Genomic DNA, 25,080 nt, shown 5'->3' with positions numbered 1-25,080 from the left:
CCAGGCGAGGCGGGGGTCAGTTGAGTTCGGCGGGGACGGTGACGACGTCGACCAGGGCGTTCTTGCGGAGCAGGGTGATCGGCAGGTCGGTGCCGATGGCGGGGCCCAGCATGAGCCGCAGCAACGCCTGCACACTCTGCGTGGACTGGCCGCCGGCCGTGATCAGGATGTCGCCCAGGTAGATGCCGGCGTTGCCGGCGGGGCTGCCGGGGACGACTTCGACCACGCGGAGCCCCAGCTTCTGGTCCAGCCGTTCGGCCAGCGCGGGCGGCAGCGGAGTGGGGACGCCGGCCACCCCGAGCCACGCCCGGCGTACGCGGCCGTTGGCGACCAGCTCGCCGATGATCGAGCGGGTGGTGGAGTTGATCGGGACGGCCAGGCCGAGGCCGTAACCGGCGACCGCGGTGTTGATGCCGACCACGGTGCCCGTCGAGTCGGCGAGGGCGCCGCCCGAGTTGCCGGGGTTCAGCGCCGCGTCGGTCTGGATGACGCTGTCGATGATGCGTACGCGGCGGCCGTCGCGTGCCGGCAGCGAGCGGCCCAGGCCCGACACGACGCCCGCCGTGACCGAACCGGCGAGGCCCATCGGGTTGCCCACGGCCACCACCAGCTGGCCGATCTTGAGTTCGTCGGCGTTGCCGAGCGGCGCGGCGGGGGCGCCCGGGTTGTGCACCCGTACGACGGCCAGGTCGGAAAGGGGATCCGCCCCGACCACGTCGAAACGGGTCTCGGTGCCGTCGGCGAAGTCGGCCGTTCCGCCGTTCGCCCCGGCCACCACGTGCGCGTTGGTCAGCAGAAATCCGTCGTCGGTGAAGGTGACCGCCGAGCCGGCGCCCTGCCCGCGCGACGTGCGCACGGAAAGGGCTGCGACCGACGGCAGCAGTTTGGTGGCGACGCCGGTCACCACACGGCTGTAGGCATCGAGTGCCCCTGAGTCGACACCCGTGTGTTCGGTATCCATGAGTGCTTCAACACGGCCCCGACCGGCATCAATGCCGTACGGACGTCCGCCCACGGCGAACACGAGCGGTACGGGGTCGTCACGCAGGGTCGCGCTAATCGCACAGAAAGTCCGACCGGCGGATGGTGCTGCGCGGTTGTATAGGTCGTGACGGACGTATGACGACCCGACCGACACCCGAATCGCCGACGAAGGGGTACGGAATGGTCATCGCCGAGTCGATGCCGACCGACATTGTGGACCGCCTCCTGTGGGAGGACGCCCAGCAGATGCTCGGGCGGCACGCGGAGCCGGACGGTGACGGCAGCTGTGTCTGGTGTGGATGGCGTTGGCCGTGCGCACCGCGCCGGCTCGCCGAACGCGCCGACGCTGCCTCCCGCCGCCCCTGGCGGGAAGCGTGGACCGTCCGTCACGACCTGAACAGCATCAGAGCGGTGCCGGGGTTGCGCGCCGGGCGTGAGGACCAGCGCCCGGTCAACCGCGGCAGTTTCGACTGACCCGGCACGACAACTGCAGAGAGCTTCGACGTCGCCCGTCCGCTTGACCTCCCCCGGCAGGCGCGGCCACCCGGCCCGGGATGACGTCGTCCGGCGGTGAGTTCGCTGCGCCCCGCCAGCGCCGCGACCCCCGCCGCAAGACCCGCCCTAGATCCGGATCAGGACCGGCACGCCTCCGCCGGTCCAGCGTCTCCGGCCAGACGCGACCCCGGTTCGGGCGGGACGGTTGGCGGGAGCGTGGGACCACAGGTTCCCCCGTTCCACATCGGTCTCACGCTCCCGCCCAGCCGAAACACCGTTCGACCGGCTTCTTATCCGGTGACCGTGACGGTGGCGAACTCTCTTGACCCGAACTGATTGGCGTTCCCCACCTCGTCGTACATCGTTGCCGAGTAGACGTGCCACGTACCGACAGCCGCGCCCGCGGGAAGCGTCACGGTGTATTCCCATGTGCCGTTGGTGGGGGTGCCGGAAACCTTGGTGCCCCACTCCGACGAGGACCAGTCGCCACTCGGGCTCTCCACGAAAACGGCACCGGGCGTGCTGATGACACCGCTCAGGTCATCCGTAGCGGCTACCCGGACCTTCAGCACTCGGTCCTGGCTGTTGTCGAAGGTGCCGGCGCTCAACTTCGCTGATTCCCAACGTACGACCGGCGGCGTGGTGTCAGCCTTGCCGATGACAAGGAACGACAAGTGCGTCGTGATCGTCGTCAGGTTCTGGGCCCGATCCCAGAGGTCAGCCTGGAATACCCGCCACGTACCGGGCGCGGTGAACCGCGGCAACGTGGTGGCGAACTGCCACAGGCCATTGTTCGCGGTGCCGGAGACCCGGGTGATTTCGTCCAGGTCCACTACCGTTCCCTGGGGTGACTGCATCCGAAGCTGGGCTTGACCCGGCTCCCATCCGCTCCCGTTGTCGGTGATCCGCAGAAGCACTGAGATCCTGCGGACGCCGTTGTTCCACACCACCGCGGGCACGATGCCGCCGGACACGACGGTGACGGCCGGCGGAGTGTGGTCGGACGCAGTCGACGCCGCGGCAGTTGCTGGTTCCGTCCAGGTCAGCGTGCTCGCGACTGTGAGGAGTCCGGTCGCGGCGAGGAGGGGCAACCTCATGAGTTGGTCCGTTCCGTTCGAGGGCGGGGACGGGTGATGCCATCGACCGGCGATTGCCGCACCTGAGAAACTACCGACGCCAACTCGCCGTGAGCCCCGCCACGGTGTAGCTCGGTATCAGCCGGCGGCGGAGAGTCCTGCCGTGCCAGTACGCCGTCTTCCAACTCCTGTGCAAGCGCGCACAGCTGATCCAACGGGCCCGGGCCCACGCTCGCCTCAGCGAGTTCCGGCGCGCCCGACCCGGCAAGACCGGGCGCGCCGAATCATGTCGATGCGCCGGCCGTGACAGCGGCGCGCATCTTCCACGACGAACGTGCACCCTGACGTGGCGGCCTGGGCGGCGTCCGTAGTTAGGGTAGGCTAACTAAAGGCTCGGCGCAGGTCAATCATGTAGCGGAGTTGGGCGACGGGTTCGCCGTTCACGGGCTCCTCGCGGGTCGCGCCGTCGGGTTTCCAGCCGCCCGCGACGTAGAAGTCCCGTGCCCGGGAGTTCGCCTCGAGTACCCACAGCACGGCTCTCGGTTCGCCCAGGGCGGCCAGCGACGTGAGCGCGTCCACCATCAACTGCCGCCCCACCCCGGTGCCGAGCGCCGAGGGCAGCACGTGGATCGCGTAGAGCTCGACCGCCCCCGGCGTCTCCGACGGCCCCACGTACGAGAATCCGATCACCTCGCCGGAGGAGTCCACGGCCAGGGTCAGGCGGTGCGTGTCCTTCTCCCAGCGATACCGCTCGGTCCACCACTCGCCGAAGGCTTCCTCGGTGCGCAGCGCGAGCGTCGACGCCGAGAGAATGCCGGCGTAGGCCGCGACCCGCGAACGCTGATGCACCCGGCCCACCGCGACAAGATCATCCTCGGAGGACGCCGTACGGAGGGTGACGGTCATCAGGCGACCGTAGCCTCGCGCCGTGGGGGCACCGGCACCCGGTCCAGGTCCGACCCGACCACGATCTCCCCGTCGAACGAGGCCCGCGCCTCCTCCAGGAACCGCCCGGCGTCCGGGTAGCGCTGCGAGAAGTGCGTCAGAACCAGCGTCCGTACGCCCGCCTCCCGCGCCACCGCACCGGCCTGCGCCGCCGTCAGGTGACCCACCTGGGCCGCCATCTCCGCGTCCTCGGTGAGGAACGTCGACTCGATGACCAGCAGGTCGACGCCGGCGGCCAGCGTGTGGACGTTGTCGCAGAGCCCGGTGTCCATGACGAACGCGAAGCTCTGCCCCGGCCGCTCGACGCTGACCTGCTCGAGCGTCACGTCACCGAGCCGCCCGTCCCGCTGCAGCCGGCCGACCGCGGGCCCGGCTATGCCGTGGGCAGCCAGCAACTCGGGAACCATCCGGCGCCCACCCGGTTCGTCCAGGCGATACCCGTACGTGGGGAGGGAATGTCGCAGGGGCAGCGCCGTGAGCCAGCCCGCAGGCGTGGCAGTGGCCCACGAGGCATCGGCGATCGGCGAGGCGACGATGTCGGAGTTGTCCCAGTAGCTCGTGGCGTGCCGCAGCCGGTCGTAGAACTCCTGGCCGGCCGCCGGGTAGTGCACAGTCACCGGGTGGGGCACCTTGTCGAGCGAGATGCGCTGCAGGACGCCGGGCAGGCCGAGGCTGTGATCACCGTGGAAATGGGTGATGCAGATGCGCTTGATGGGGCTGACCGCGAGGCCGGCCATCAACATCTGGCGCTGGGTGCCCTCGCCCGGGTCGAACAGGATGACCTCGTCGTCCCAGCGGAGCAGGTAGCCGTTGTGGTTGCGCAGCCGGGTCGGCACCTGGCTGGCCGTGCCGAGCAGGACCAACTCGCGCACTGCAGACTCCCCGCGGAAATGAAGCGACCCCCAGGGACTTCCACACGCGAAGGTGTGGTCCGGTCGGACAAGGCCGGATCCCTGGGGGTCGGGTGGCTACCTTGAATTCGCCGCACCGCTGCCACACGGTCTCGACGTACCACTACTACGAAGCTGTCGAGGACAGCGGCTAGCGGACAGCCACCTCACGAGTCCCGTTGCTATACAACTTCGGACCACCTCCCTTCACGTGTACGGCCACGTTAACCACTGGAAGGCGGCACCGCCAAGGCTTTTTACATCACTACAGCCGCGGGAATACGCGCGGCGACATCTCGGTGCCCTCCACCGCGAGCGCGGCCGGGCCGACGATCAGCGGGTCGGGCGCGCCGACGAGGTCCTGGTCCTTGTTGTCGTAATCGAAGCGGTTGAGCACGTGCCGCATGGCCTCGATCCGGGCGCGCTTCTTGTCGTTGCTCTTCACCACGGTCCACGGCGCGTCGGCGGTGTCGGTGTAGAAGAACATCGCCTCCTTGGCCTCGGTGTAGTCGTCCCACTTGTCGAGCGACGCGAGATCGTTCGGCGAGAGCTTCCACTGCCGTACGGGGTCGACCTGGCGGATGGCGAAGCGGGTGCGCTGCTCGCCCTGCGTCACCGAGAACCAGAACTTGACCAGGTGGACGCCGGAACGGACGAGCATGCGCTCCAACTCGGGGGCCTGGCGCATGAACTCGAGGTATTCCTGGCGGGTGCAGTAGCCCATGACGCGCTCGACGCCGGCCCGGTTGTACCAGGACCGGTCGAACAGCACGATCTCACCGGCCGAGGGCAGGTGCGAGATGTAGCGCTGGAAGTACCACTGCGTGCTTTCCTTCTCGCTGGGCTTCTCCAGCGCCACCACCTTGCTGCCGCGCGGGTTCAGGTGCTCCATGAAGCGCTTGATCGTGCCGCCCTTGCCGGCCGCGTCGCGCCCCTCGAACAGGATGACCATGCGCTCGCCGGTGCTCTTGCACCAGTTCTGCAGTTTGAGCAGCTCGATCTGGAGCAGCCGCTTCTGGTGGTCGTACTCCTGGCGGGTCATCCGCTCGTCGTACGGGTATTCCTCGCGCCACGTGTCGACGGGGGTGCCGTCGGCGTTGAGCAGCACCGGGTCGTCGTCATCGTCGTCCGCGACCCGGTATCCACCCAGCTCGGCCACCGGCCCGTCGTAGGGCTCCGTCGTCGCGTCCGAGTCATCGAAGGGACCGTTCTGCTGTTCCTGCTGTTCCTGCTGCTCCGCCTCCGCCTGCATGCCTTCTACATACCCCCGGAGGGTGACAACTCAACGGCCGATCAGATGAACATTCAGCCCAGCCACCGGCGCAGCTTCTTCCGGCGGGAGCTCTCCACGACGACGGGCAATTCCTTGTACGTGTCCTTGCCCACCTGCTCCTGCCGGGCCCACAGGACGCCGAACCAGAAGCTGTCCGGGCCGATCTCGTGCAGCAGCTCGCGAGCGACCACCGAGTCCTGATGCGCGCCGAGCACGTCCTGCAGCTCCGTCAGCACCTTGACCAGCTGCTTGCCGGGGTCGCCGGCCTCCGCCGCGAACACCTCGACCGCGTAGCGGGCGCGCTTGTAGGCCTTACGGGCGTCGTGCAGCTCGTGGTCCTCGCCGTGGGCCAGCGCCACGTCGAGCAGCGCGTCGGCCTTGGCCAGGCTCTTGTGGGCGCGCCGGAGCGGGTCCGGCTCGACCGTCCTCTGCCGGGCCAGCTGGTCGATGCGGTCGAGCAGGGTCAGGTAGCGCTCACTCTCCAGCGCCTCGTCGAGCGCGGCCCGGCCCGCGGCGACCTGGGCGTCCAGGTGTTCGCGGATGCGCGCGGCCACCGGCTCGAACTGCGGCCCGGCCTCGTCCAGCCCGGCCAGCAGCTTGCCCTCCTGCACCTGGCCGTCGCGCACCTGACCGAGCAGGTCGGCCAGCCACTTGAGCTCCTCGTTGAGGTCGGCCGCCTCTGCGAAGGTGCGCTTGAACGTCTTCAGGGTGCTGCGCAGGCGGCGGGTGCCCACGCGCATCTTGTGCACGGCCTCGGGGTCGCCCCGCCGGACGCCCGGGTCGTACTCCGTGATGGCGTCGTGCTGCTCACGGACATACCGGAGCACGGGGTTCTTGCTGGGCGGGCCGGCCTTGGGCAGGGTGGGATTGCCGAACGCGCGCGCGACCTTGGACGGGCCCGCGGCGGGCGCGGCCCCCGCGGCCAGCAGAGCCTTCTCGACCGCGGCGAGCAGTTTGGGACCACCGTCGACCAGCTCGACCTCGACCTCCTGCCAGCGCTGCTCGTGGCCGTCACGCTCGGCGATCACCTGATCCTGGGCGACCAGCGCGAGCGTGTTGCCCTTGGCGTCGCGCAGCGGGGTCTCGACCCGCTGGGTGCGCAGCCGCGCGATCGGCTTGAGCTCCTGCCGCCGGATGATCGCCCGCACCTGACCGACCAGCTCGGCGGGCACCGTTTCGGGGGCGCCGTTGAGGGGAAGCCGGTGCTCGGTACGGTCTGTGCCCTGACCGGGCGTCTTCAGATGCCAGCCCGCGTCGCTGCCACCGCTGCGCCGCCGGAGCGTCCGGCGGTTCCTCATCAGGGCCAGGTCGTCGGTGTCGAAATACGTGGCGTCGAGGTCGTGGGTCTCCCCGCCGTCGCTGTTGCTGATCCCTGCCTTGCCGGTGAGATCGGGCAGCCGGAACTCGGTAGGCACGTCATATTTACGCTCTGTTTCGGTCGCGATCTCCATCAGTTAATACTGCCCGAACGGGTGACGCTCACACAGGCCAAGTCTTTAGCAGGTTCTGCACAGCCGGGTCACAGGCGGCCCTGGCACCGTGGGCACATGGAGAAGTACGACCGCCGTCCCATATCCCTGGCCGGGCTCGGCCTGATCAGCGCCGGTGCCGTGCTGGGTCTGGCCCTGGCCACGCCCGCCACCGCGGCACCGTCGGAGCAGCCCACCCGGCAGCAGTCCCAGTCGGCGCAGACCCCGGCGGGCGAGGAGGACGGCGCTTAGGCCGCCATGGGCCGGCCGCCCAGGCTGCGCAGATAGAGCGCCCGGGAGTAGTTCGCGGCGGCCGCGCCGTAATACATGGTCGCCAGCCCGACGTAGAAGCCGTTGTTGGTGATCGCGTTCTTCGCCGCGGTCGACGCCGACCAGCGGATCTCCGCGTCCGACTCGCTGATGCCCTTACGGATGCAGCGCAGCCGGTTCATCTCCTTGCCGGTCTTCCAGGTCTCGAGGGCCTGCTCGGCCTCGCGCATCGATTCCTCGGCCTGCTCGGTGAGCGACTCGGCGAGGTTCCAGGCCAGGCGTTCGTCGTCGTTGTAAAAGGTCCGCACGTCCCACCTCCCGCTGTACCGCCATCGATCCCCAGTGTGCGGAACATGTCGGGACATGTCGATCTTTTCCACTCCCAGGCATGAAAACCGCCCCCGGCGACTGCCGGGGGCGGGCAGGATGCGTCAGGCGGTGCGGGCCACGCCCACCGGGCAGGTCATGCCGTTCGGGCCGTGGTTGCAGTAGCCGTACGGGTTCTTGCTGTCGCTGAGGTACTGCTGGTGGTAGTCCTCGGCGTAGTAGTACGCCGTGAGCGGGCCGATCTCCGTGGTGATGACGCCGCGGCCGGCCTTGGTGACGATCGGCTGGAACGCCTCCAGGGAGGCTTGTGCGGTCTTGGCCTGCTCGGCCGTGGTCGTGTAGATCGCGGAGCGGTACTGGGTGCCGACGTCGTTGCCCTGGCGCATGCCCTGGGTCGGGTCGTGGTTCTCCCAGAACGCCTTGAGCAGGTCCTCGTACTGGATCTTGGTGGGGTCGTAGACGACCTGGACCACCTCGGTGTGCCCGGTCGTGCCGGAGCAGGTCTCCTCGTACGTGGGGTTCTTGGTGAACCCGCCGGCGTAGCCCACGGACGTCGAGTAGACGCCCGGCAGCTGCCAGAAGATCCGCTCGGCGCCCCAGAAACAGCCCATCCCGAACACGGCGACCTCGAGGCCGGCCGGCCACGGGCCCTTGAGCGGGGTGCCGAGAACGGTGTGCTCGCTCGCCACCGGCATTTCCATCAGGCGGCCGGGGAGGGCCTGGTCGGGGGTAATCAGCTCAAGCTTCTTGTGCCGCAGGAACACGGTCACTCCCTTCATCCGCCTGTGTAACACCGGCGGCGGCCTCATCCTTACCCGAGTCGGGCGGCGATGGTCGTAGCGTACTGAGCTGCTTCTTCGTCGTTCGCGTATGTGGTGCGGGGCCAGAAGAAGCCGCGCAGGCCGTCGCCCTTGGTTCGCGGGACGACGTGGAAGTGCAGGTGGGCCACCGACTGCGAGACGACGTTGTTGTTGGCCACGAATGTGCCCTGTGCGCCGAGAGCTTCCGGCACGGCCGCCGCCACCCTCTGCACGAGTCCGAAAAATCCGGGCAGAAGGGTGGAGGGCAGGTCAGGGAGCGTGACCACGTGATCGCGGGGGACCAGAAGGACGTGGCCCTTGAAGACCGGGCGGGTATCGAGGAATCCCACCCCGTCGGGCGAGTCGATGACCTTGAAGGCGGGCACTGTCCCCGCCACGATGTCGCAGAACACGCACGATGCCACCAGGTGAGACTAGCCTTGCGCCTCATGACGGCTAACGACTACGGGTTCGACACCCTTGCCATCCACGCCGGCTCGGATCCGGACCCCCGGACCGGCGCGGTCGTGCCTCCGATCTATCAGACGAGCACGTACGCCCAGGACGCCGTCGGCGCGCCCCGGCTGGGTTACGAATACAGCCGCTCCGGCAATCCCACCCGCGACGCGCTGCAGGAGTGCCTGGCCGCGATCGAGGGCGGCCGCCGCGGCCTGGCCTTCGCGAGCGGTCTGGCCGCCGAGGACACGCTGCTCCGGGCCGTCTGCCGTCCGGGTGACCACGTCGTGATCCCCGGGGACGCGTACGGGGGCACTTATCGCCTTTTCGCCAAGGTCGCCGAGAACTGGGGCCTGTCGTGGACGGCCGTGCCGCTGGACGACCTCGACCAGGTGCGTGCCGCGTTCCGGCCCGGCGTGACCAAGATGATCTGGGCCGAGACGCCGACCAACCCGCTGCTCAACGTGGCCGACATCGCGGCCCTGGCCGGGCTGGCCCACGAGTACGACGCGCTGCTCGTGGTGGACAACACGTTCGCCTCGCCGTACCTGCAGCAGCCGCTGGCTCTGGGGGCCGACGTGGTCGTGCACTCGACCACGAAATACCTGGGCGGCCACTCCGATGTGGTCGGTGGCGCCCTGATCACGGCGACCGACGACCTCGGCGACACGCTGGCCTTCCACCAGAACGCCATGGGCGCGGTCAACGGCCCGTTCGACGCGTGGCTCACGCTGCGCGGGATCAAGACCTTGGGCGTACGGATGGACAGGCACTGCGACAACGCCGAGCGCATCGTCGGCTACCTCAACGAGCACGAGGCGGTGTCCGAGGTTCTCTATCCGGGACTCGAATCACACCCGGGGCACGAGGTCGCGGCCAAGCAGATGCAGCGGTTCGGCGGGATGGTGTCGTTCCGGGCCGCGGGCGGCGCGGAAAAGGCCATCGAGATCTGCAACCGGACAAAGCTCTTCGTGCTCGCCGAGTCGCTGGGCGGCATCGAGTCGCTGATCGAGCACCCCGGGCAGATGACACACCTGTCCGCTGCGGGCTCCGCGCTTGAAGTCCCCGCCGATCTCGTGCGACTGTCTGTCGGCATCGAAACCGTTGACGATCTGCTCGCGGACCTGGAGCAGGCACTCGGCTGACCTACGGAGCACGCAATGACGGACGGGACGACCTGGGTCGGCGCCACCGCCAAACAGATCTCGCGCGCGGTGCGGCGCGGCGACATCACCGCCACCCAGGTCGTCGCCGACCACCTGGAACAGATCGCCATCACCGACCCCTCGCTGGACGCGTTCCGCATCATCCGGGGCGGCGAGGCGATCACCGAGGCCGAGAAGGTCGACGACCAGGAGGACCTGTCGAACCTCCCGCTGGCCGGGGTCCCGGTCGCGGTGAAGGAGAACACGCCGGTGGCGGGCGTGCCGACCTGGAACGGCTCGGCGGCCGCCCGCACGCCCGTGGCCGAGGAGGATCACGAGGTCGTCCGCCGGCTGCGGGGGGCCGGGGCGGTGGTCGTCGGCATCACCCGCATGCCCGAGATGGGGCTGTGGGCGGTCACCGACGAGTCCGACACGCCCACCCGCAACCCGTGGGACCGCGACCGTACGCCGGGTGGCTCCTCCGGGGGTGCGGCGGCCGCAGTCGCCGCCGGGCTGGTGCCGATCGCCCAGTGCAACGACGGCCTGGGCTCGATCCGCATCCCGGCCGCCTGCTGCGGACTGGTCGGCCTCAAGCCCGGCCGCGGTGTGGTCCCGGCCGAGCTGGGCATCGCCAACTGGTTCGACCTCGTCGAGAACGGCGTGCTCACGACCACCGTGTCGGACGCCGCCCTGGGCTTCTCCGTGCTGGCCGGCCGCGACCCGATCAAACTGGTCGAGCCCAGCCGGCTGCGGATCGGCGTCTCCACCCGGTCACCCCTTCCCGGCGTACGGGCCGACGAGCCCAACATGTCCGCCGTGACCACCGCCTCCAAGCTGCTGGTGCAGGCCGGGCACGACACCCGTACGGCCGATCCGAAATACCCGCCGACGCTGGGCCTGGGCACGCTGGCCACGTGGTTCGCGTCGGCTTACCGGGAGTCCGAGGCCTATCAGCTGGCCGCGCTGCAGCCGCGCACCCGGCAGCACATCCGGCTGGGCAAATGGGCGCTGCGCAGCGGCCTGGTCCGGCAGTCGCAGCGCGACGCGTTCCGTGAGGCGTCCATCCGGTTCTTCGCCGACAACTCGATCGACCTGCTGCTCACCCCGGCCCTGGCCTCGGCGCCGCCGCCCGCCGACGGGTACGCGAACGGCTCATGGCGGCACAACATGTCGGTCAGCATGAAGTACGCCCCGTTCGCGGCGCCGTGGAACATCGCGGGCCTGCCGGCCATCTCCGTGCCGGTCGGCACCCGGCCCGACGGGCTACCGCTGGCCGTGCAGCTGGTCGGCCCGCCCGACTCCGAGGCGCTGCTGCTGGCCGTGGCCGGGCAGTTCGAGGTTCTCAACCCCTGGCAGCGGTTCGCGTTCGCCTGACGCCTGTTCGCAGTGCTGGCCCCACCCCCACGACGAAACCAGCGCTAGGGGCAGTATTCAGGGAATGAACTCGCTCGACCTGCTTTCGCTGGCCGACATCCGGTCCGCGCGTGAGCTGCTCACCGACGTGGTCAAAACCACCCCGTTGATCCCGTCCCGTCCGCTCACCGAGCTCACCGGCACCGACGTCTGGCTCAAGTGTGAGAACCAGCAGCGGGCGGGCTCGTACAAGGTGCGCGGCGCCTACACCCGGATCGCCCGGCTCTCCGCCGCCGAGCGGGCCCGCGGCGTGGTCGCGGCCAGCGCCGGCAACCACGCGCAGGGCGTCGCGCTCGCCGCCGGGCTGCTCGGCACGCGTGCGACAGTTTTCATGCCCGAGGGTGCGCCGCTGCCGAAGGTCACCGCGACCCGGGGTTACGGCGCCGCCATCGAGTACGCGGGCACCAGCGTCGACGACTCGCTCGACGCGGCGCACGCGTTCGCCGCCGGGACCGGGGCCGTGCTGATCCACCCGTTCGACCACCCCGATGTGATCGCCGGGCAGGGCACGGTCGCCTTGGAGATCCTCGAGCAGTGCCCCGAGGCCACCACGATCGTCACCGCGGTCGGCGGCGGCGGGCTGATCTCGGGGGTGGCGGTCGCGGCCAAGGCGCTGCGGCCCGACATCCGGGTCGTCGGGGTGCAGGCCGAAAGCATCGCGGCCTATCCGCCCTCGCTGGCCGCCGGCGCCCCGGTCAAGCTCGAGCGGGGCGTCACGATCGCCGACGGCATCGCGGTGCTGCGGCCCGGCGACCTGCCGTTCGCGCACGTCAGCAAGCTGGTCGACGAGGTGGTCACGGTCACCGACGAGGACCTCTCGGCCGCGCTGCTGGTGCTGCTGGAGCGGCACAAGACGGTGGTCGAGCCGGCCGGGGGCGCGGCCGTGGCGGCCCTGCTGACCGGCGCCTACGCCCCGCCGGCGGACGGTCCGGTGGTGGCGATCCTCTCCGGTGGCAACATCGACCCGATGCTGCTGCTGCGCGTGATCGAGCACGGGCTGGCCTCGGCCGGCCGGTTCCTGCGGCTGGCCGTGCGCTGCACCGACCGGCCGGGTGAACTGGCTCGGCTGCTCGGTGTGATCGCGGAGCAGCGGGCCAACGTGGTCGACGTGGCGCACTCGCGGCAGAGCCCGCGGCTGAGCTTCGGCGAGGCCGAGGTGGCGCTCTCGGTCGAGACCCGCGGGCCCGACCATTCGGCCGCCCTGATCAGCACGCTGCGCGACTCCGGCTATCGGGTGTCGCTGCTGGCCGACACCACGCCTTAGGCAGCCAAAAGGCCCGCGGGCGCACCCGCGGGCCTTTCTGCGTCGGGGTCAGCCCTCGAACGGGCCGAACTTCACCACTGTCACCTTGATGTCGGCGCCGCTGGGGGCCGTGTACGTGACGGTCTGACCTTCGCCCGCGCCGAGGATGGCGGTGCCGAGAGCCGACTCGGGGCTGTAGACCGTGAGGTCGGTGGTGGAGGCGATCTCCCGCGAGCCGAGCAGGAACGTCTCGGTGTCGCTCTGGTCGTCGTCGAAGTAGATCGTCACGACCGAGCCGGGGGTCACCTCGTTGGCGGTCTGGGCCTCGCCGACCTCGGAGGTGCGCAGGAACTCCTTCAGGTACTGGATTCGGCCTTCCTGGCGGCTCTGCTCCTCGCGGGCGGCGTGGTAGCCGCCGTTCTCGCGGAGGTCACCCTCCTCGCGACGGGCGTTGATCTCCGCGGCGATGGCGGGGCGACCGGCGATCAGCTCGTCGAGCTCGGCCTGCAGCCGGTCGTAAGCGTCCTGAGATAGCCAGGTCTTGGGCGCCTCTGAACTGGTCACGGTCGATCTCCTTGCTGGAACGGGCACGAGACAAAAAGGAAAAGCGCCCAACATCCCTGGCGGGGATGCTGAACGGAGCGAATTACCTAGCTTACCAGCGGTATGCGAGCCGCCGGATTCGCGCGATTTTGCACCGATCAGATCGCGTACGGGGTCAGGCGGCGCGGCACTTCAGGACGTCGCCGACGCTGGCCCGGGCCGTGGTGGGCACGTCCTCCTCGGCGTCGATCGCCGACTCGTCACCAGCCGCGCGGACCACCACCGTGCGCCGGCCGACCTCGAAGCCGTCGTAGTCGCGGGCGCGCAGGATGCACTCGGCGGCCCCGCCGGCGGGCACCCGTACCGTGAACCGGATGGTCAGCACGGTGGCCGACGGTTCCTCCCAGCCGACGATCTGCGGGTCGTAGTCGGTCTGCCCGTACCGCTGGAACAGGCTGACCGAGAGCACGAGCGAAGCCGCCACGACGACCACGAGCACGAGGATCGGCAGCACCGGCCGGCGACGACCGGAGCGGCGCTTGCCGTACCGTCCCGGCGGGAAGGCCGGGGCTGTGGTGCGCGTCTCGCTCACCGGAACACCCTCTCGTGCGTTTCTTGTCGGGGGGATCCGCAAGAATGGCAGGGTCCATCTTCGCAGTCGAAACTTCGCAGTCGAAACCTGGCCCGCCCGTCGCGGCTCAGGTCCGAGGAGACTTCAGTGGCCGAGCAGTTGCGTCTCATGACGGTGCACGCGCACCCCGACGACGAATCCAGCAAGGGCGCCGCGACCATGGCGCGCTATGTTGCCGAGGGCGTGCGGGTGATGGTCGCGACGTGTACGGGCGGCGAGCGCGGCAGCATCCTCAACCCGAAGATGGATCGTCCCGACGTGCTGGAGAACATCTCCACGATCCGCCGGGCCGAGATGGACCGGGCCCGCGAGATCCTCGGCGTCGAGCAGTCCTGGCTGGGCTTCGTCGACTCCGGCCTGCCCGAGGGTGATCCGCTGCCGCCGCTGCCCGAGGGCTGTTTCGGCCTGCAGGATCCGCAGACCGCGGCGCTCCCGCTGATCAAGCTGATCCGCGAGTTCCGCCCCCACGTCATGACGACCTACGACGAGAACGGCGGCTATCCGCACCCCGACCACATCATGTGCCACAAGGTGTCGGTGGCGGCGTTCGAGGCGGCCGGTGACCCGGAGCAGCACCCCGAGCTGGGCGAGCCGTGGCAGCCGCAGAAGCTGTACTACAACTCGGGTTGGACGCGGGCCCGCATGCTCGCTCTGCACGAGGGCATGCTCGCGGCCGGTCTCGAGTCGCCGTACACGGAGTGGCTGGAGAAGTGGTCCGACCGCGACGACCGCGGCGACAAAATCACCACGCGCGTCGAGTGCGGCGAGTTCTTCGAGACGCGGGACGAGGCGCTGCGGGCCCACGCCACTCAGGTCGACCCCGACGGCTTCTGGTTCAAGATCCCGCTGGAACTCCAGCAGAAGGTGTGGCCCACCGAGGACTTCGAGCTGGCCCGGTCGCTGGTCGACAGCCCGGTGCCCGAGTCCGACCTCTTCGCGGGCATCCGCGAGTCGGTCGAAGCCCGCTGAGTACCCTCACTGTCATGGACCTCGAAGTGGTCAACGTAGCGGTCAACAACTTCGGCGACACCCGGTCGGGCGGCCTGGCCGGCCCGATGGGGCTGTTCGTCATCGTGCTCATGTCCATAGCGACTGTCTTGCTGATCCGCAACATGAACAAGCGCTTGCGTCGGCTTCCCGACAGTTTTCCCGACGCCAAGCAGACGCAGCGTGAGGCTGAGATCGCCCGGCTGAACGCCGATCTCGGGCATCCGGCCCGTGGTGAGGCCACTCACGACGTCGACGCGAATCGATCGGACGCCCCCGTCGCCGGTGCGGACGACGAGGTCACAGGCGTTACTACTCAGGGTGACGGCGGCTCCGCAGACGGCGACAACCGTCGCGTTTGACCTCGTCGCGGGTGGTGTCGTCACGGCGGGCGACAGCACACACGGTATTGGTCTGACGTAAGGGTGATACGCGTCGTGCGTCAAGCCCTGTTGCGTTCATCGGTATTGATTTAGCCTTCCGCCGGGGGCTTAACCGCCCCCGATCCCTGCGCGGAAGGGGGCGCCGAAAATGACCATTCCCCGCCCGCGTTTTTCTCCACTGCAGATGCACGTGCATCCGCCAGTGCCGCAGTTCAAGCGGTGTTTTTCATGAGCGCCCCGCCGGTCGCCGAGACCCGCGTCCGTCGATCCTGGATCGACGCGGCGGGCCTGGCCGGTCGTTCCCGCGGGGTCCGTGCGCTGACCGCCGCGGTCGCGGGTGCGGCCCTTCTGGTCGCCGTCGTCGGCGTGCTGCTGCCGGTCGGTCTCCCCGCCGACCGTCCACTCACGCCCGTGGCCGGGGTCGCACTCGCCGTGGCACTCGTCGGGGCCGGGCAGCTGGCCCGGTTGCGGTTCCGGCTGGGCCGCGGCTTCGTCTCCGTGAGCTGGGGCGAAGCCGCCTTCATCATCGGCTTCGTCGTGGTGCCGCCCGGCTGGCTGCCCGCCGCGACACTGGCCGGCGCGCTGGGCGCGTGGGCGCTGCTGTCCTGGTGGGACTCGCGGCGCAACGTGGCCGAGACCGTGCACCTGGCGGCCTCGCTCAGCCTCGGCTCGGCCGGCGCCGCGCTGGTGGCCGGTCTGATCGCCGGGGACGCGCCCGTGCTGAGCACCACCACGTCGATCGGGCTGGTCGCGGGCGCCCTGACCTATCAGCTGGTCACCTTCGGGCTGGCCACGCTGACCCTCACGCTGCACCGGGACGCGCCCGCCGGGCAGATCCTGGTCCGGGCCTCGTACGCGAAGATCCCGATGTTCGTCGGCAACGTGGCGGTCGGCCTGGGCGCCGTGCACGTCATGGTGGGCGGCCCGCTCTGGCTCCTCGCGTTCGCCCCCGGGCTCTGGCTGCTCCAGCGCACCTACCGGTTCCACCTGCGGGCCGAGGAGGAGCGCCGCATGTGGGAGGCGTTCGCGGCGGCCACGGCGACCCTGCCCGCCGGCACCGAGGCCGAGGTCGTCCGGGCCGGGCTGGGCGCCGCGCTCGACGTGTTCGGCGCGCGCCGGGTCGAGGTCGAGGTGCGCGGCCGCGACGGCGAACGCCGCTACGCCGAGGACAGCCCGGGCCAGGACAACGCCGTGGCCGGCCTGCCCGGTCCGGCGATCACCCGGGCGATGGCGGTCGCCGGGGACACGGTCGGCGAGCTCACCGTCTGGCTGTCCGACCCCACCCTGCCGGTCCCGCGCGACGAGGCCGCCATCTCCGCGTTCGGCGACGCCCTGGCCGGCGCCCTGCACGACGCGGCGACCCGCACCCGGGTGGCCGAGCTCGAGGAGCGCATCACCCGCGACCGCACCGAGGACAGGCTGACCGGTTTGCTCAACCGCACCACGCTGCTGACCGAGGGCGACCGGCAGTTGCGCTCCTTCGACCGGCGCCGCCCGGTCGCGCTGCTGCTGCTCGACATCAACGACTTCCGTGAGGTCAACGGCACCCTGGGCCACCGGCACGGCGACGAGGTGCTGCGCACGGTGGCCGAGCGGCTGACCGAGCTGGCCCGCGCCGGGGAGCTGGTCGCCCGCACCGGCGACGACGAGTTCGCGCTGTTCATCCCGACTGTGGCCACGCTGACCGACACCGACCTGGCCGCGACTCAGCCGTCCCCGATCCCGATGGCCCTGCGCCGCGCGCGTGACGTCGTCGAGCACCTGATGCGGCCGATGGAGGTGTCCGGCGTACGGCTGGCCGTCGAAGTGGCGGTCGGGGTCGTGGCCCAACCGGCCGGGCGAGCCGACCTGGCCGAGATGGTGCGCCGCGCCTCCCTGGCGTTGCACCAGGCCAAGCGGCAGCAGGTGTCGGTGTCGGTCTTCGACGCCGCCCAGGACGCGGTCACCACCGACGGGCTGGCTCTGCTGGCCGAGCTGCAGGACGCGCTGGCCGCCGACGATCAGATCCTGCTCAACCTGCAGCCCGCGGTCGACCTGGTCACGGCGGCGCCGACCGGGGTCGAGGCCCTCGTACGGTGGAAGCATCCGCGTCGCGGCCAGCTGTCACCGACCGAGTTCATCCCGGCCGTGGAGCACTCGGCCGAGCTGCACACGGCGTTCACCACACGGGTGCTCGACCTGGCCCTGCAGGCCGCCGGGAGCTGGCACGCGGCGGGCATCGACGTGCCGGTCTCGGTCAACGTCTCGGCCCGCAGCCTGCTCGACCCCGGCTTCCCGGCCCAGGTCGCCGAGGCCCTGCGGCGGCACCGGGCGCCCGCCTCCCGGCTGGTCCTGGAGATCACCGAGTCGGTCGCGGTCAGCGAGGACCGGATCGTCGACGAGGTGCTGGCCGAGCTTCGCGGCAACGGCATCCAGCTGTCCCTCGACGACTTCGGCACCGGCTACTCGTCGCTCTCGATCGTCACCCGGGTCCCGGTCGAAGAGATCAAGATCGACCGGTCCTTCGTCGACGAGATGATCGAGTCGACGGCGGCCGAGGCGGTGGTCCGTGGCGCGGTGGAGCTGGGCGCGCGCCTCGGCGTACGGGTGGTGGCCGAAGGGGTCGAGACCACGGAACAGCGCGCCGCCCTCATCGCGCTCAACTGCCCCTCGGCGCAGGGCTACCACTTCTGCAAGCCGATGCCGGCCGACCGGATCGTGTCGGCGCTGACCCAGCTGGCCGAGGCGGCCCCGGCCAACATCCGCCCACTACGCGCCGACGACGCCGTCTAGCGGACGGCCCGGCAGGCGCCGCGCCGCCGCCGTCTAGGTCACTATCTTCTCGCCTCCGAGCCGCGGACGCCCGGGAGTGAGAGGCTTGGGGGTATGGCCAATCGTCTCGCCGGCGCGACCTCGCCCTACCTGCTCCAGCACGCCGACAACCCGGTCGACTGGTGGCAATGGTCCGACGAGGCGTTCGCCGAGGCCAGACGCCGCGACGTGCCGGTGCTGATCTCGGTCGGCTACGCGGCCTGTCACTGGTGTCACGTGATGGCGCACGAGTCCTTCGAGGACGAGCAGGTCGCGAAGCTGATGAACGAGGGCTTCGTCTCGATCAAGGTCGACCGGGAGGAACGGCCCGACGTCGACGCCGTCTACATGACCGCCACCCAGGCCATGACCGGGCAGGGCGGCTGGCCCATGACCGTCTTCGCCACGCCTGAGGGCGACCCGTTCTTCTGCGGCACGTACTTTCCGAAGGCCAACTTCGCGAACCTGCTCGGCTCGGTGACCACGGCCTGGCGCGACCAGCGGCAGCAGGTGATCGAGCAGGGTGCCAACGTGGTCCAGGCGATCGGCGGGTCGCAGCTGGTCGGCGGGCCGCGCGCGCCGATCTCGTCCGAGCTGCTCGCCGCGGCCGCCAACGGGCTGCTCAAGGAGCAGGACACGACGCACGGCGGCTTCGGCGGGGCGCCCAAGTTCCCGCCGCACATGGCGATGTTGTTCCTGCTGCGGCACCACCAGCGCACCGGGTCGGAAGAGGCGCTGGAGGCCGTACGGTTCGCGGCCGAACGGATGGGTCGCGGCGGCCTTTACGACCAGCTGGCCGGCGGGTTCGCGCGCTACTCGGTCGACGCGACCTGGACGGTGCCGCACTTCGAGAAGATGCTCTACGACAACGCGCTCCTGCTGCGGGCGTACACGCAGCTCTGGCGGCTGACCGGCGACCCGTACGCCCGGCGGATCGCCGACGAGACGGCCGAGTTCATGCTGCGCGACCTGGGCACCGCGGAGGGTGGGCTGGCCTCCGCGCTCGACGCCGACGCGGCCGGGGTCGAAGGACTCACGTACGCCTGGACCCCGGCCCAGCTCACCGAGGCGCTCGGCGACGACGACGGCCCGTGGGCGGCCGACCTGTTCCGGGTCACCGCCGAGGGCACGTTCGAGCACGGCAGCAGCGTGCTCGTGCTGGCCCGCGACATCGACGCGGCCGACCCCGGCCTGGTCGTGCGCTGGGGCGAGGTGCGCACCCGCCTGCTCGACGCGCGGGCCGGCCGCCCCCAGCCCGCCCGCGACGACAAGGTCGTGGCCTCGTGGAACGGGCTCGCCGTGACCGCGCTGGCCGAATACAGCATCCTGACCGGTTCCGCCCACGTCCGCGACGAGGCTTTGCGGATCGCCGAGGTGCTGGCGACCCGGCACGTCGTCGGCGGGCGCCTGCGCCGCGTCTCACGCGACGGCGTGGTGGGGGAGCCGGTGGGCGTGCTCGAGGACTACGGCTGCGTGGCCGAGGCGTTCCTGGCCGTGCACCAGCTCACCGCCGACGCCGTCTGGCTCGACCGGGCCCGCGACCTGCTCGACGCGGCGCTGGCCCACTTCCCGACCGGTGACGGCGGGTTCTACGACACCGCCGACGACGCCGAACGGCTGGTCACACGGCCCGCCGACCCGACCGACAACGCCACGCCGTCGGGGCTGTCGGCGCTCTGCGCGGCCCTGGTCGCGTACGCGGCGCTGAGCGGCGAGCCCAGCTATCGCGAGGCGGCCGACGCGGCGCTGGCCACGGTGGGCCCGGTGATCGGCTCACACCCCCGGTACGCGGGATACGCGGCCGCGGTGGCCGAGGCTGCGCTGACCGGCCCGTACGAGATCGCCATCGCGGCCCCGGCCGGGCAGGAGGGCCCGCTGCTGGCCGCCGCCCACCGGCACGCGCCGCCCGGCACGGTGATCGTCGCGGGCGAGCCCGACCGGCCCGGGGTGCCGCTGCTGGCCGACCGGCCGCTGCAAGGTGGCGTCCCCACGGCGTACGTGTGCCGCGGTTTTGTCTGTGACCGCCCGGCCACCAGCGTGGAGGAGCTGACCACCCGGCTGGGTTGAGCTGGGGCTTGGCTAGGCTGGGCGGGCGATGGATACCCGAACCGGTCTGCCCGTAGTCGGCATGGTGGGCGGTGGCCAACTGGCCCGGATGACCCACCAGGCCGCGATCTCCCTCGGCCAGTCACTGCGCGTGCTGAGCGTCTCTCCCGACGACAGCGCCGCCCTGGTCGCGGCCGATGTGCGCATCGGCTCCCACACCGATCTGGCCGCCCTGCGCGAGTTCGCGAAGGGCTGCGAGGCCGTCACCTTCGACCACGAGCATGTGCCGAACTCGCACATCGCCGCCCTTGAGGCCGAGGGGGTGAAGGTCTTCCCCGGCTCCGCTGCGCTTCTGTTCGCCCAGGACAAGGGCGAGATGCGTACGCGGCTGGCGGCCCTGGGTGCGCCGGTGCCCAGGTGGGCGCGCGTTTCGTCGTCTGCGGACATTGCGGACTTCGCCGGCGGTTCCTGGCCGGTCGTGGGCAAGGCCACCCGCGGTGGGTACGACGGTCGCGGGGTGTGGATGCTGTCGTCCCCCGCGGAAGCCGACGACCTGGTCGCGACCGGCACTCCGCTGATCGTCGAGGAGAAGGTGCCGCTGCGCCGCGAGCTGGCCGCGCTGGTCGCCCGCTCGCCGTTCGGGCAGGTCGCGGCGTATCCGGTGGTCGAGACCGTGCAGCAGGACGGCATCTGCGTCGAGGTGCTCGCGCCCGCGCCCGGCCTCTCCGAAAGCCTGGCCCTGGAGGCCCAGCAGCTCGCGATCGACCTGGCCAACGCGCTGGGCGTGGTCGGTCTGCTCGCCGTCGAGCTGTTCGAGACCGACGCCGGCATCGTGGTCAACGAGCTGGCGATGCGGCCGCACAACTCCGGGCACTGGACGATCGAGGGCGCCCGGACGTCGCAGTTCGAGCAACACCTGCGCGCGGTCCTCGACTACCCCATGGGCGAGACCTCGCTCACCGCCCCCGCCGTCGTGATGGCGAACGTGCTGGGTGGCGAGCCCGGCGGCATGTCCATCGACGAGCGGCTGCACCACCTGTTCGCCGAGGACCCGGGGGCCCGCGTGCACCTCTACGGCAAGCTCGTGCGGCCCGGCCGCAAGATCGGGCACGTGACGGTGCTCGGTGACGACATGACCTCGGTGCGGGCCCGCGCGGTCCGCGCCGCCCAGTGGCTTCAGGAGGGCCGGTAAATGGCGCCGCGCGTCGGGATCATCATGGGCAGCGACTCCGACTGGCCCACGATGGAGGCCGCCGCGGTCGCGCTGGCCGAGTTCGAGGTGCCGTTCGAGGTCGGCGTGGTGTCGGCCCACCGTACGGTCGGCAAGATGGTCGACTACGCGTCGTCGGCGGCCGAGCGGGGCCTGCAGGCGATCATCGCGGGCGCCGGGGGAGCGGCCCACCTGCCCGGCATGGTGGCCGCGCTGACCCCGCTGCCGGTGATCGGGGTGCCGGTGCCGCTCAAGCACCTCGACGGCATGGACTCGCTGCTCTCGATCGTGCAGATGCCGGCCGGGGTGCCGGTGGCCACGGTGTCGATCGGCGGGGCGCGCAACGCCGGGCTGCTCGCCGTACGCATCCTGGGCGCGTCCGACCAGCTGCTGCGCACGAAGATGGCCACCTTCCAGACGAGCCTGGAGAAACTGGTGGCCGAGAAGGACGCCGCCCTGCGCGAACGTCTGCTCGGGTGACGTCGCTTCGATGAGACGCTGGACTCCGTCGATCATGCTCATCGCGGCCGGGATCATCGGCGGCGTCCCGATGATCATCAACGGCTCGGTTCTCGGCGGCGTGCTGATTCTGGCGGCTTTTGTTCTCTTCGGTGGCTTCGTTGCGCCGCTCGCGTTCCCTCGTTCCATTACCGACGCCGACGCGAGAGCCGCCCAAGCCGCCGACGGCCGGCCGATCATCTACTGGCGGCCCGGTTGTCCGTATTGCCTGCGGATGCGGGCCCTGCTGGCGCGTGAGGCCGGCCGATACCACTGGGTCGACATCTGGAACGATCCCGCGGCCGCCGCATCCGTACGGGCCATCGCCGGCGGCAACGAGACGGTACCCACCGTGGTCGCGGCCGACCAGTCCTATGTGAACCCCTCACCGCAGCTGGTCCGAAACCTTCACTGAACGCTCTCCTGCACTGCTGCGCATCGAGAACACCGACCACACCAACATCAACTAGCATCCGGGCGAGCTTCCCTGGGCGGCGCGAGCGGGGTGTGGTCGTCCGAGCTCAGCGACGGGGCGTACCCGAACCCGATGGCGGGCGGCACGATCAAAGGCGCGCGCATAGTCGAGACGCGCAGCCGCCGGAGCACGTCGAGGCGAACGACGGCGCTGACGTGTCCTGGCCGTGCTCGTAGTCGTTCGTGTCTTTGCGCAGTGACGGCGAGACGCCCATCGACTGCGCGTCGGGGCCGCTGAACATCGGAGAATCGACCGCATTCGAGCCGGTAATACGGGAAGCTGCGCGGTCCGGTCCGGACTCCTGTACCAGGGCGGAGTTCACCTTCGAGAGGTCCCGGCGGCGGGCCGCCAAGGCCCCATTCGAACGACGGTGACCCGGACTCCATCCGAGAGGCGCAGCGTCGGACGGCCGGCACGGCCGAAGTGGGCCGATCTGGAGAGGCGAGAAACCGGTACCCCGGCGGGGTCACCCGTCCCAGTGGCCCGCCAGGCGGCGTGCCGGCCGGTAGAAGAACTGATATCCCTTCCCGGTCCGACCGGGAGACCCGGCGGGGGCTCGAGATGGAGAACTCGGGAGCCGACATTCTTGCCGCTCAGGGGTGGCGCATAAAGCAGAATCCCTCGGCCGAGGAGGGCGGGCGGGCCCTGCGCCTGCCGCCCGGGGCGACCCTGCTCGACCTGGCCTGCGGCACCGGCGAGATGCTGTGCACCTGGAGCCGGGATCACGGCGTCACCGGCACGGGTGTCGACATCAGCACCAACCACATCGAGCGGGCCCGGGCCAGGGCCGTCGAGCTGGGGGTGGCGGGGAATGTGACTTTCGTGCACGGTGACGCGGCCGGGTTCGTGGCGGCCGAAAAGGTCGACGTGGCCGCATGTATCGGCGCGACCTGGATCGGCCAAGGTGTGGCCGGCACCGTCGAGTTGCTGGGGCGCAGCCTGCGTCCGGGCGGGCTCATGCTGATCGGGGAGCCGTTCTGGCGGGAGGACCCGCCCGACGAGGCCGCCGTGCGGGGCTCGCACGCCGAGCAGAGGAGCGACTTCGCGGACCTGCCCGGCCTGGTCGGGTCGTTCGGCGAGCTGGGCTGGGATCTGGTCGAGATGGTGCTGGCCGACGAGGACAGCTGGGATCGCTACGTCGCGGCCCAGTGGCTCACCGTCCGCACCTGGCTCGACGAGAACCCCGGTGACGAGCTGGCCGCCCGGTTCCGGGAAGAGCTCGACACCGCGCCGCTGAATCATGTGCGTTATGGGCGGCGCTACCTGGGCTGGGGCGTGTTCGCCCTGAAGAAGCGCTGACCTAGAGTGCCAGGGTGATCTGTCTGCGCGAGGCCACCTTGGCCGGGCCTGAGCTGGACAGCCTGTACGGGATCTGCCTGTCGCGGCCCGAGTACTGGCGCGTCAGCGGCGACCTCGACCTCGGCACCCTGTCCCGCGCCGAGGTCGAGGTCATGCTGCGCGAGGACACGGTCGTTGCCCGCGAGGACGGCGACCGTGTCGTGGGGTTCGCCCAGTTGCTCGACGAGCACCCGATCGACGGCCACCCGTGGATCGGTCTGTTGCTGGTGGACGGTCGCCTGGGCCGCCGTGGCCACGGGCGGGCCATCGTCGCCGCGATCGAGGACCGTTACCGATCGGCGGGTGCCCCCGCGCTGCGCCTAGGTGTGCTGGTCGGCAACGAGCCGGCCCTCGCCTTCTGGCGGGCGCTCGGCTACGAGCAGATCGACCTGCGCCCCGACCTGGCCAAGGGCCGCCCGACCCGGATCATGGAGAAGCCGCTTTAGAGGTGGCTCACGTCGTTGAGGCTGACGACTGCGTGGTTGTGGAAGTAGTCGTCCTCGTGCAGCGTCGTGATGCCGCCCGCGGTGAAGCGGAACGCGACCCGGCCTGCGGCTTCGAGCGGCATGCCGATCCAGGCCGCCAGCACGAAGGTCGCGGCCATGCCGTGGGTCACGATCACCTGGTGGGCCGCCTCCGGCTTCACGATGCGGTCGAGTGCGGCGTAGACCCGTACGGCCAGGTCATGTTTGGTTTCGGCGCCGGGGATGCCCTCGTCGTGGCGCATGCGTTCGCCGTCGCGCGGCGGTGGAACGAAACGGGCGTCCAGCCAGGACTGGGGGCGGCCGCCGGCTTCCCCGTACGACTTCTCGCGCAGATCACCGTCGAGGGTCACACCGGTGCCGAGGCGGTTCGCGACGACTTCCGCCGTACGGCGGGTGCGCAGCAGGTCGGACGAGTAGACCTCGGCCCCGGCCGCCCGGGTCGCGAGCACGTCGGCGATCTTCGCGGCCTGGTCGAGCCCGCGTGGCGTGAGGTCGGAGTCGAACCAGCCACCGACGAGGCCGGCGACGTGGTGGGTGGCTTCGGGATGGGTGACGACGTGGAGCGTGCGCATGCCCGTAAAGATAGGGTCGAAGCGTGATCACTTGCGTGGTGCATTACACGATCGACCCGGAGCAGATCGCGGCGTTCGAGCGGTTCGCGCGCGAATGGATGCGGCTGGTGGCCAAGCACGGCGGCGTCCACCACGGCTATTTCCTGCCCGCCGAGGGGGCCAGCGACAAGGCCGAGGCGCTGTTCAGCTTCGAGAGCCTGGCCGCGTACGAGCGGTATCGCGCACTGTTCGGCCACGACCCCGAGTTCGTCGCGGCCGACCGGATTCGCGACGAGTCGAAATGCGTGGTGCGCTACGAGCGCACGTTCATGCGCCCGCTCCTTCCGGCCGGCTGAA

Annotated in this window: 27 protein-coding genes; 15 read left to right on the top strand and 12 right to left on the bottom strand. The window is 70.5% G+C overall.

The window, feature by feature from the left end:
- Window positions 1-16 precede the first annotated feature (16 nt).
- On the bottom strand, window positions 17-961 hold the full coding sequence (locus tag BKA14_RS26575; protein ID WP_184953570.1) for a S1C family serine protease: 945 nt from the start codon (window positions 959-961) through the stop codon (window positions 17-19).
- 203 nt (window positions 962-1,164) lie between these two features.
- On the opposite strand from BKA14_RS26575, the gene BKA14_RS26570 reads away from it, so the two are divergent.
- A complete protein-coding gene (locus BKA14_RS26570) occupies window positions 1,165-1,458 on the top strand; it encodes a hypothetical protein (protein ID WP_184953569.1) in 294 nt (97 codons plus the stop codon).
- A gap of 311 nt (window positions 1,459-1,769) precedes the next feature.
- On the opposite strand, the gene BKA14_RS26565 is transcribed toward BKA14_RS26570, so the two are convergent.
- The 5 genes from BKA14_RS26565 to BKA14_RS26545 form a co-directional block, all read right to left on the bottom strand.
- Window positions 1,770-2,570, bottom strand: a complete 801-nt coding sequence (locus BKA14_RS26565; protein ID WP_184953568.1) for a hypothetical protein — start codon at window positions 2,568-2,570, stop codon at window positions 1,770-1,772.
- 366 nt (window positions 2,571-2,936) lie between these two features.
- Window positions 2,937-3,461, bottom strand: a complete 525-nt coding sequence (locus BKA14_RS26560; protein WP_184953567.1) for a GNAT family N-acetyltransferase — start codon at window positions 3,459-3,461, stop codon at window positions 2,937-2,939.
- Complete coding sequence (locus BKA14_RS26555) at window positions 3,461-4,372, bottom strand: ribonuclease Z (protein WP_184953566.1); 912 nt, start codon at window positions 4,370-4,372, stop codon at window positions 3,461-3,463. Before BKA14_RS26555 ends, BKA14_RS26560 begins: the two co-directional genes overlap by 1 nt.
- A gap of 283 nt (window positions 4,373-4,655) precedes the next feature.
- Entirely contained in the window at window positions 4,656-5,642 is a 987-nt protein-coding gene (gene ppk2, locus BKA14_RS26550) for a polyphosphate kinase 2 (RefSeq protein WP_184953565.1), read from the bottom strand.
- A 53-nt stretch (window positions 5,643-5,695) separates the two neighbouring features.
- Window positions 5,696-7,114, bottom strand: a complete 1,419-nt coding sequence (locus BKA14_RS26545) for a CYTH and CHAD domain-containing protein (protein ID WP_184953564.1) — start codon at window positions 7,112-7,114, stop codon at window positions 5,696-5,698.
- 96 nt (window positions 7,115-7,210) lie between these two features.
- Between BKA14_RS26545 and BKA14_RS26540 the strand changes: the two genes are divergently transcribed.
- Window positions 7,211-7,384: a hypothetical protein gene (locus BKA14_RS26540; RefSeq protein WP_184953563.1), complete on the top strand. Its 174-nt coding sequence runs from the start codon at window positions 7,211-7,213 to the stop codon at window positions 7,382-7,384.
- Here BKA14_RS26540 and BKA14_RS26535 read toward each other — a convergent pair.
- The 3 genes from BKA14_RS26535 to BKA14_RS26525 all read right to left on the bottom strand — a co-directional run bounded on the left by BKA14_RS26535 (window position 7,381) and on the right by BKA14_RS26525 (window position 8,954).
- Window positions 7,381-7,710 (bottom strand): hypothetical protein, encoded by a 330-nt coding sequence (locus BKA14_RS26535; protein ID WP_184953562.1) that lies wholly within the window; start codon window positions 7,708-7,710, stop codon window positions 7,381-7,383. The genes BKA14_RS26540 and BKA14_RS26535 overlap by 4 nt on opposite strands.
- Before the next feature lie 123 nt (window positions 7,711-7,833).
- Window positions 7,834-8,493 (bottom strand): peptide-methionine (S)-S-oxide reductase MsrA, encoded by a 660-nt coding sequence (gene msrA / locus BKA14_RS26530; protein WP_184953561.1) that lies wholly within the window; start codon window positions 8,491-8,493, stop codon window positions 7,834-7,836.
- A 47-nt stretch (window positions 8,494-8,540) separates the two neighbouring features.
- On the bottom strand, window positions 8,541-8,954 hold the full coding sequence (locus BKA14_RS26525) for an HIT family protein (protein ID WP_184953560.1): 414 nt from the start codon (window positions 8,952-8,954) through the stop codon (window positions 8,541-8,543).
- A 24-nt stretch (window positions 8,955-8,978) separates the two neighbouring features.
- On the opposite strand from BKA14_RS26525, the gene BKA14_RS26520 reads away from it, so the two are divergent.
- The 3 genes from BKA14_RS26520 (at window position 8,979) to ilvA (ending at window position 12,807) form a co-directional block, all read left to right on the top strand.
- The gene (locus tag BKA14_RS26520; protein ID WP_184953559.1) at window positions 8,979-10,130 is read left to right on the top strand and encodes a cystathionine gamma-synthase; all 1,152 of its coding nucleotides are present in this window, start codon (window positions 8,979-8,981) and stop codon (window positions 10,128-10,130) included.
- Between the two features lie 15 nt (window positions 10,131-10,145).
- Window positions 10,146-11,504, top strand: a complete 1,359-nt coding sequence (locus tag BKA14_RS26515; protein ID WP_184953558.1) for an amidase — start codon at window positions 10,146-10,148, stop codon at window positions 11,502-11,504.
- 64 nt (window positions 11,505-11,568) lie between these two features.
- A complete protein-coding gene (ilvA, locus tag BKA14_RS26510) occupies window positions 11,569-12,807 on the top strand; it encodes a threonine ammonia-lyase (RefSeq protein WP_184953557.1) in 1,239 nt (412 codons plus the stop codon).
- Window positions 12,808-12,855: 48 nt separating this feature from the next.
- Here the strand turns inward: ilvA and greA are convergent, their stop codons facing one another.
- Window positions 12,856-13,404 carry a transcription elongation factor GreA gene (gene greA / locus BKA14_RS26505; protein ID WP_260416578.1) on the bottom strand — a complete coding sequence of 183 codons (549 nt, stop codon included), beginning with the start codon at window positions 13,402-13,404 and terminating at the stop codon, window positions 12,856-12,858.
- A 100-nt stretch (window positions 13,405-13,504) separates the two neighbouring features.
- Entirely contained in the window at window positions 13,505-13,921 is a 417-nt protein-coding gene (locus BKA14_RS26500) for a DUF4307 domain-containing protein (protein WP_184953555.1), read from the bottom strand.
- A gap of 126 nt (window positions 13,922-14,047) precedes the next feature.
- Between BKA14_RS26500 and mca the strand changes: the two genes are divergently transcribed.
- From mca to BKA14_RS26455, 9 genes are all read left to right on the top strand, one after another.
- Window positions 14,048-14,929, top strand: coding sequence for a mycothiol conjugate amidase Mca (gene mca / locus BKA14_RS26495; protein WP_184953554.1), 882 nt, complete (start codon window positions 14,048-14,050; stop codon window positions 14,927-14,929).
- A 14-nt stretch (window positions 14,930-14,943) separates the two neighbouring features.
- On the top strand, window positions 14,944-15,309 hold the full coding sequence (locus BKA14_RS26490) for a hypothetical protein (protein ID WP_184953553.1): 366 nt from the start codon (window positions 14,944-14,946) through the stop codon (window positions 15,307-15,309).
- A 249-nt stretch (window positions 15,310-15,558) separates the two neighbouring features.
- Window positions 15,559-18,102 carry a putative bifunctional diguanylate cyclase/phosphodiesterase gene (locus BKA14_RS26485; RefSeq protein WP_184953552.1) on the top strand — a complete coding sequence of 848 codons (2,544 nt, stop codon included), beginning with the start codon at window positions 15,559-15,561 and terminating at the stop codon, window positions 18,100-18,102.
- Between the two features lie 93 nt (window positions 18,103-18,195).
- The gene (locus BKA14_RS26480) at window positions 18,196-20,187 is read left to right on the top strand and encodes a thioredoxin domain-containing protein (protein ID WP_184953551.1); all 1,992 of its coding nucleotides are present in this window, start codon (window positions 18,196-18,198) and stop codon (window positions 20,185-20,187) included.
- A 28-nt stretch (window positions 20,188-20,215) separates the two neighbouring features.
- Entirely contained in the window at window positions 20,216-21,358 is a 1,143-nt protein-coding gene (locus BKA14_RS26475) for a 5-(carboxyamino)imidazole ribonucleotide synthase (RefSeq protein ID WP_184953550.1), read from the top strand.
- A complete protein-coding gene (gene purE, locus BKA14_RS26470) occupies window positions 21,359-21,856 on the top strand; it encodes a 5-(carboxyamino)imidazole ribonucleotide mutase (RefSeq protein ID WP_184953549.1) in 498 nt (165 codons plus the stop codon).
- Window positions 21,857-21,890: 34 nt separating this feature from the next.
- Window positions 21,891-22,289, top strand: coding sequence for a glutaredoxin domain-containing protein (locus tag BKA14_RS26465; RefSeq protein WP_239093517.1), 399 nt, complete (start codon window positions 21,891-21,893; stop codon window positions 22,287-22,289).
- Window positions 22,290-22,910: 621 nt separating this feature from the next.
- Window positions 22,911-23,648: an SAM-dependent methyltransferase gene (locus BKA14_RS26460; protein WP_184953547.1), complete on the top strand. Its 738-nt coding sequence runs from the start codon at window positions 22,911-22,913 to the stop codon at window positions 23,646-23,648.
- 14 nt (window positions 23,649-23,662) lie between these two features.
- Entirely contained in the window at window positions 23,663-24,133 is a 471-nt protein-coding gene (locus BKA14_RS26455; protein ID WP_184953546.1) for a GNAT family N-acetyltransferase, read from the top strand.
- Here BKA14_RS26455 and BKA14_RS26450 read toward each other — a convergent pair.
- Window positions 24,130-24,744, bottom strand: coding sequence for a histidine phosphatase family protein (locus tag BKA14_RS26450; protein ID WP_184953545.1), 615 nt, complete (start codon window positions 24,742-24,744; stop codon window positions 24,130-24,132). The two genes, BKA14_RS26455 and BKA14_RS26450, sit on opposite strands and share 4 nt — an antisense overlap.
- 23 nt (window positions 24,745-24,767) lie before the next feature.
- Here BKA14_RS26450 and BKA14_RS26445 point away from each other — a divergent pair, with 23 nt between their 5' ends.
- Entirely contained in the window at window positions 24,768-25,079 is a 312-nt protein-coding gene (locus BKA14_RS26445) for an NIPSNAP family protein (RefSeq protein WP_184953544.1), read from the top strand.
- Window position 25,080 lies beyond the last annotated feature (1 nt).

The sequence above is a fragment of the Paractinoplanes abujensis genome, assembly GCF_014204895.1.
GTDB lineage: Bacteria > Actinomycetota > Actinomycetes > Mycobacteriales > Micromonosporaceae > Actinoplanes > Actinoplanes abujensis.
The sequence above is the reverse complement of the archived record's forward strand: the minus strand, read 5'-3'. Positions and strand labels throughout refer to the sequence as shown.

Excerpts from the sequence above, each read along its gene's own strand:
- BKA14_RS26485 (WP_184953552.1), top strand. The coding sequence starts at position 15,559 with ATGAGCGCCCCGCCGGTCGCCGAGACCCGCGTCCGTCGATCCTGGATC.
- ppk2 (WP_184953565.1), bottom strand. The coding sequence starts at position 5,642 with ATGCAGGCGGAGGCGGAGCAGCAGGAACAGCAGGAACAGCAGAACGGT.
- BKA14_RS26560 (WP_184953567.1), bottom strand. The coding sequence starts at position 3,461 with ATGACCGTCACCCTCCGTACGGCGTCCTCCGAGGATGATCTTGTCGCG.
- BKA14_RS26475 (WP_184953550.1), top strand. The coding sequence starts at position 20,216 with ATGGATACCCGAACCGGTCTGCCCGTAGTCGGCATGGTGGGCGGTGGC.
- BKA14_RS26480 (WP_184953551.1), top strand. The coding sequence starts at position 18,196 with ATGGCCAATCGTCTCGCCGGCGCGACCTCGCCCTACCTGCTCCAGCAC.
- BKA14_RS26460 (WP_184953547.1), top strand. The coding sequence starts at position 22,911 with ATGGAGAACTCGGGAGCCGACATTCTTGCCGCTCAGGGGTGGCGCATA.
- ilvA (WP_184953557.1), top strand. The coding sequence starts at position 11,569 with ATGAACTCGCTCGACCTGCTTTCGCTGGCCGACATCCGGTCCGCGCGT.
- purE (WP_184953549.1), top strand. The coding sequence starts at position 21,359 with ATGGCGCCGCGCGTCGGGATCATCATGGGCAGCGACTCCGACTGGCCC.
- BKA14_RS26540 (WP_184953563.1), top strand. The coding sequence starts at position 7,211 with ATGGAGAAGTACGACCGCCGTCCCATATCCCTGGCCGGGCTCGGCCTG.
- BKA14_RS26465 (WP_239093517.1), top strand. The coding sequence starts at position 21,891 with ATGCTCATCGCGGCCGGGATCATCGGCGGCGTCCCGATGATCATCAAC.
- BKA14_RS26570 (WP_184953569.1), top strand. The coding sequence starts at position 1,165 with ATGGTCATCGCCGAGTCGATGCCGACCGACATTGTGGACCGCCTCCTG.
- BKA14_RS26515 (WP_184953558.1), top strand. The coding sequence starts at position 10,146 with ATGACGGACGGGACGACCTGGGTCGGCGCCACCGCCAAACAGATCTCG.
- BKA14_RS26450 (WP_184953545.1), bottom strand. The coding sequence starts at position 24,744 with ATGCGCACGCTCCACGTCGTCACCCATCCCGAAGCCACCCACCACGTC.
- BKA14_RS26520 (WP_184953559.1), top strand. The coding sequence starts at position 8,979 with ATGACGGCTAACGACTACGGGTTCGACACCCTTGCCATCCACGCCGGC.
- greA (WP_260416578.1), bottom strand. The coding sequence starts at position 13,404 with ATGTTGGGCGCTTTTCCTTTTTGTCTCGTGCCCGTTCCAGCAAGGAGA.
- BKA14_RS26545 (WP_184953564.1), bottom strand. The coding sequence starts at position 7,114 with ATGGAGATCGCGACCGAAACAGAGCGTAAATATGACGTGCCTACCGAG.
- BKA14_RS26575 (WP_184953570.1), bottom strand. The coding sequence starts at position 961 with ATGGATACCGAACACACGGGTGTCGACTCAGGGGCACTCGATGCCTAC.
- BKA14_RS26490 (WP_184953553.1), top strand. The coding sequence starts at position 14,944 with ATGGACCTCGAAGTGGTCAACGTAGCGGTCAACAACTTCGGCGACACC.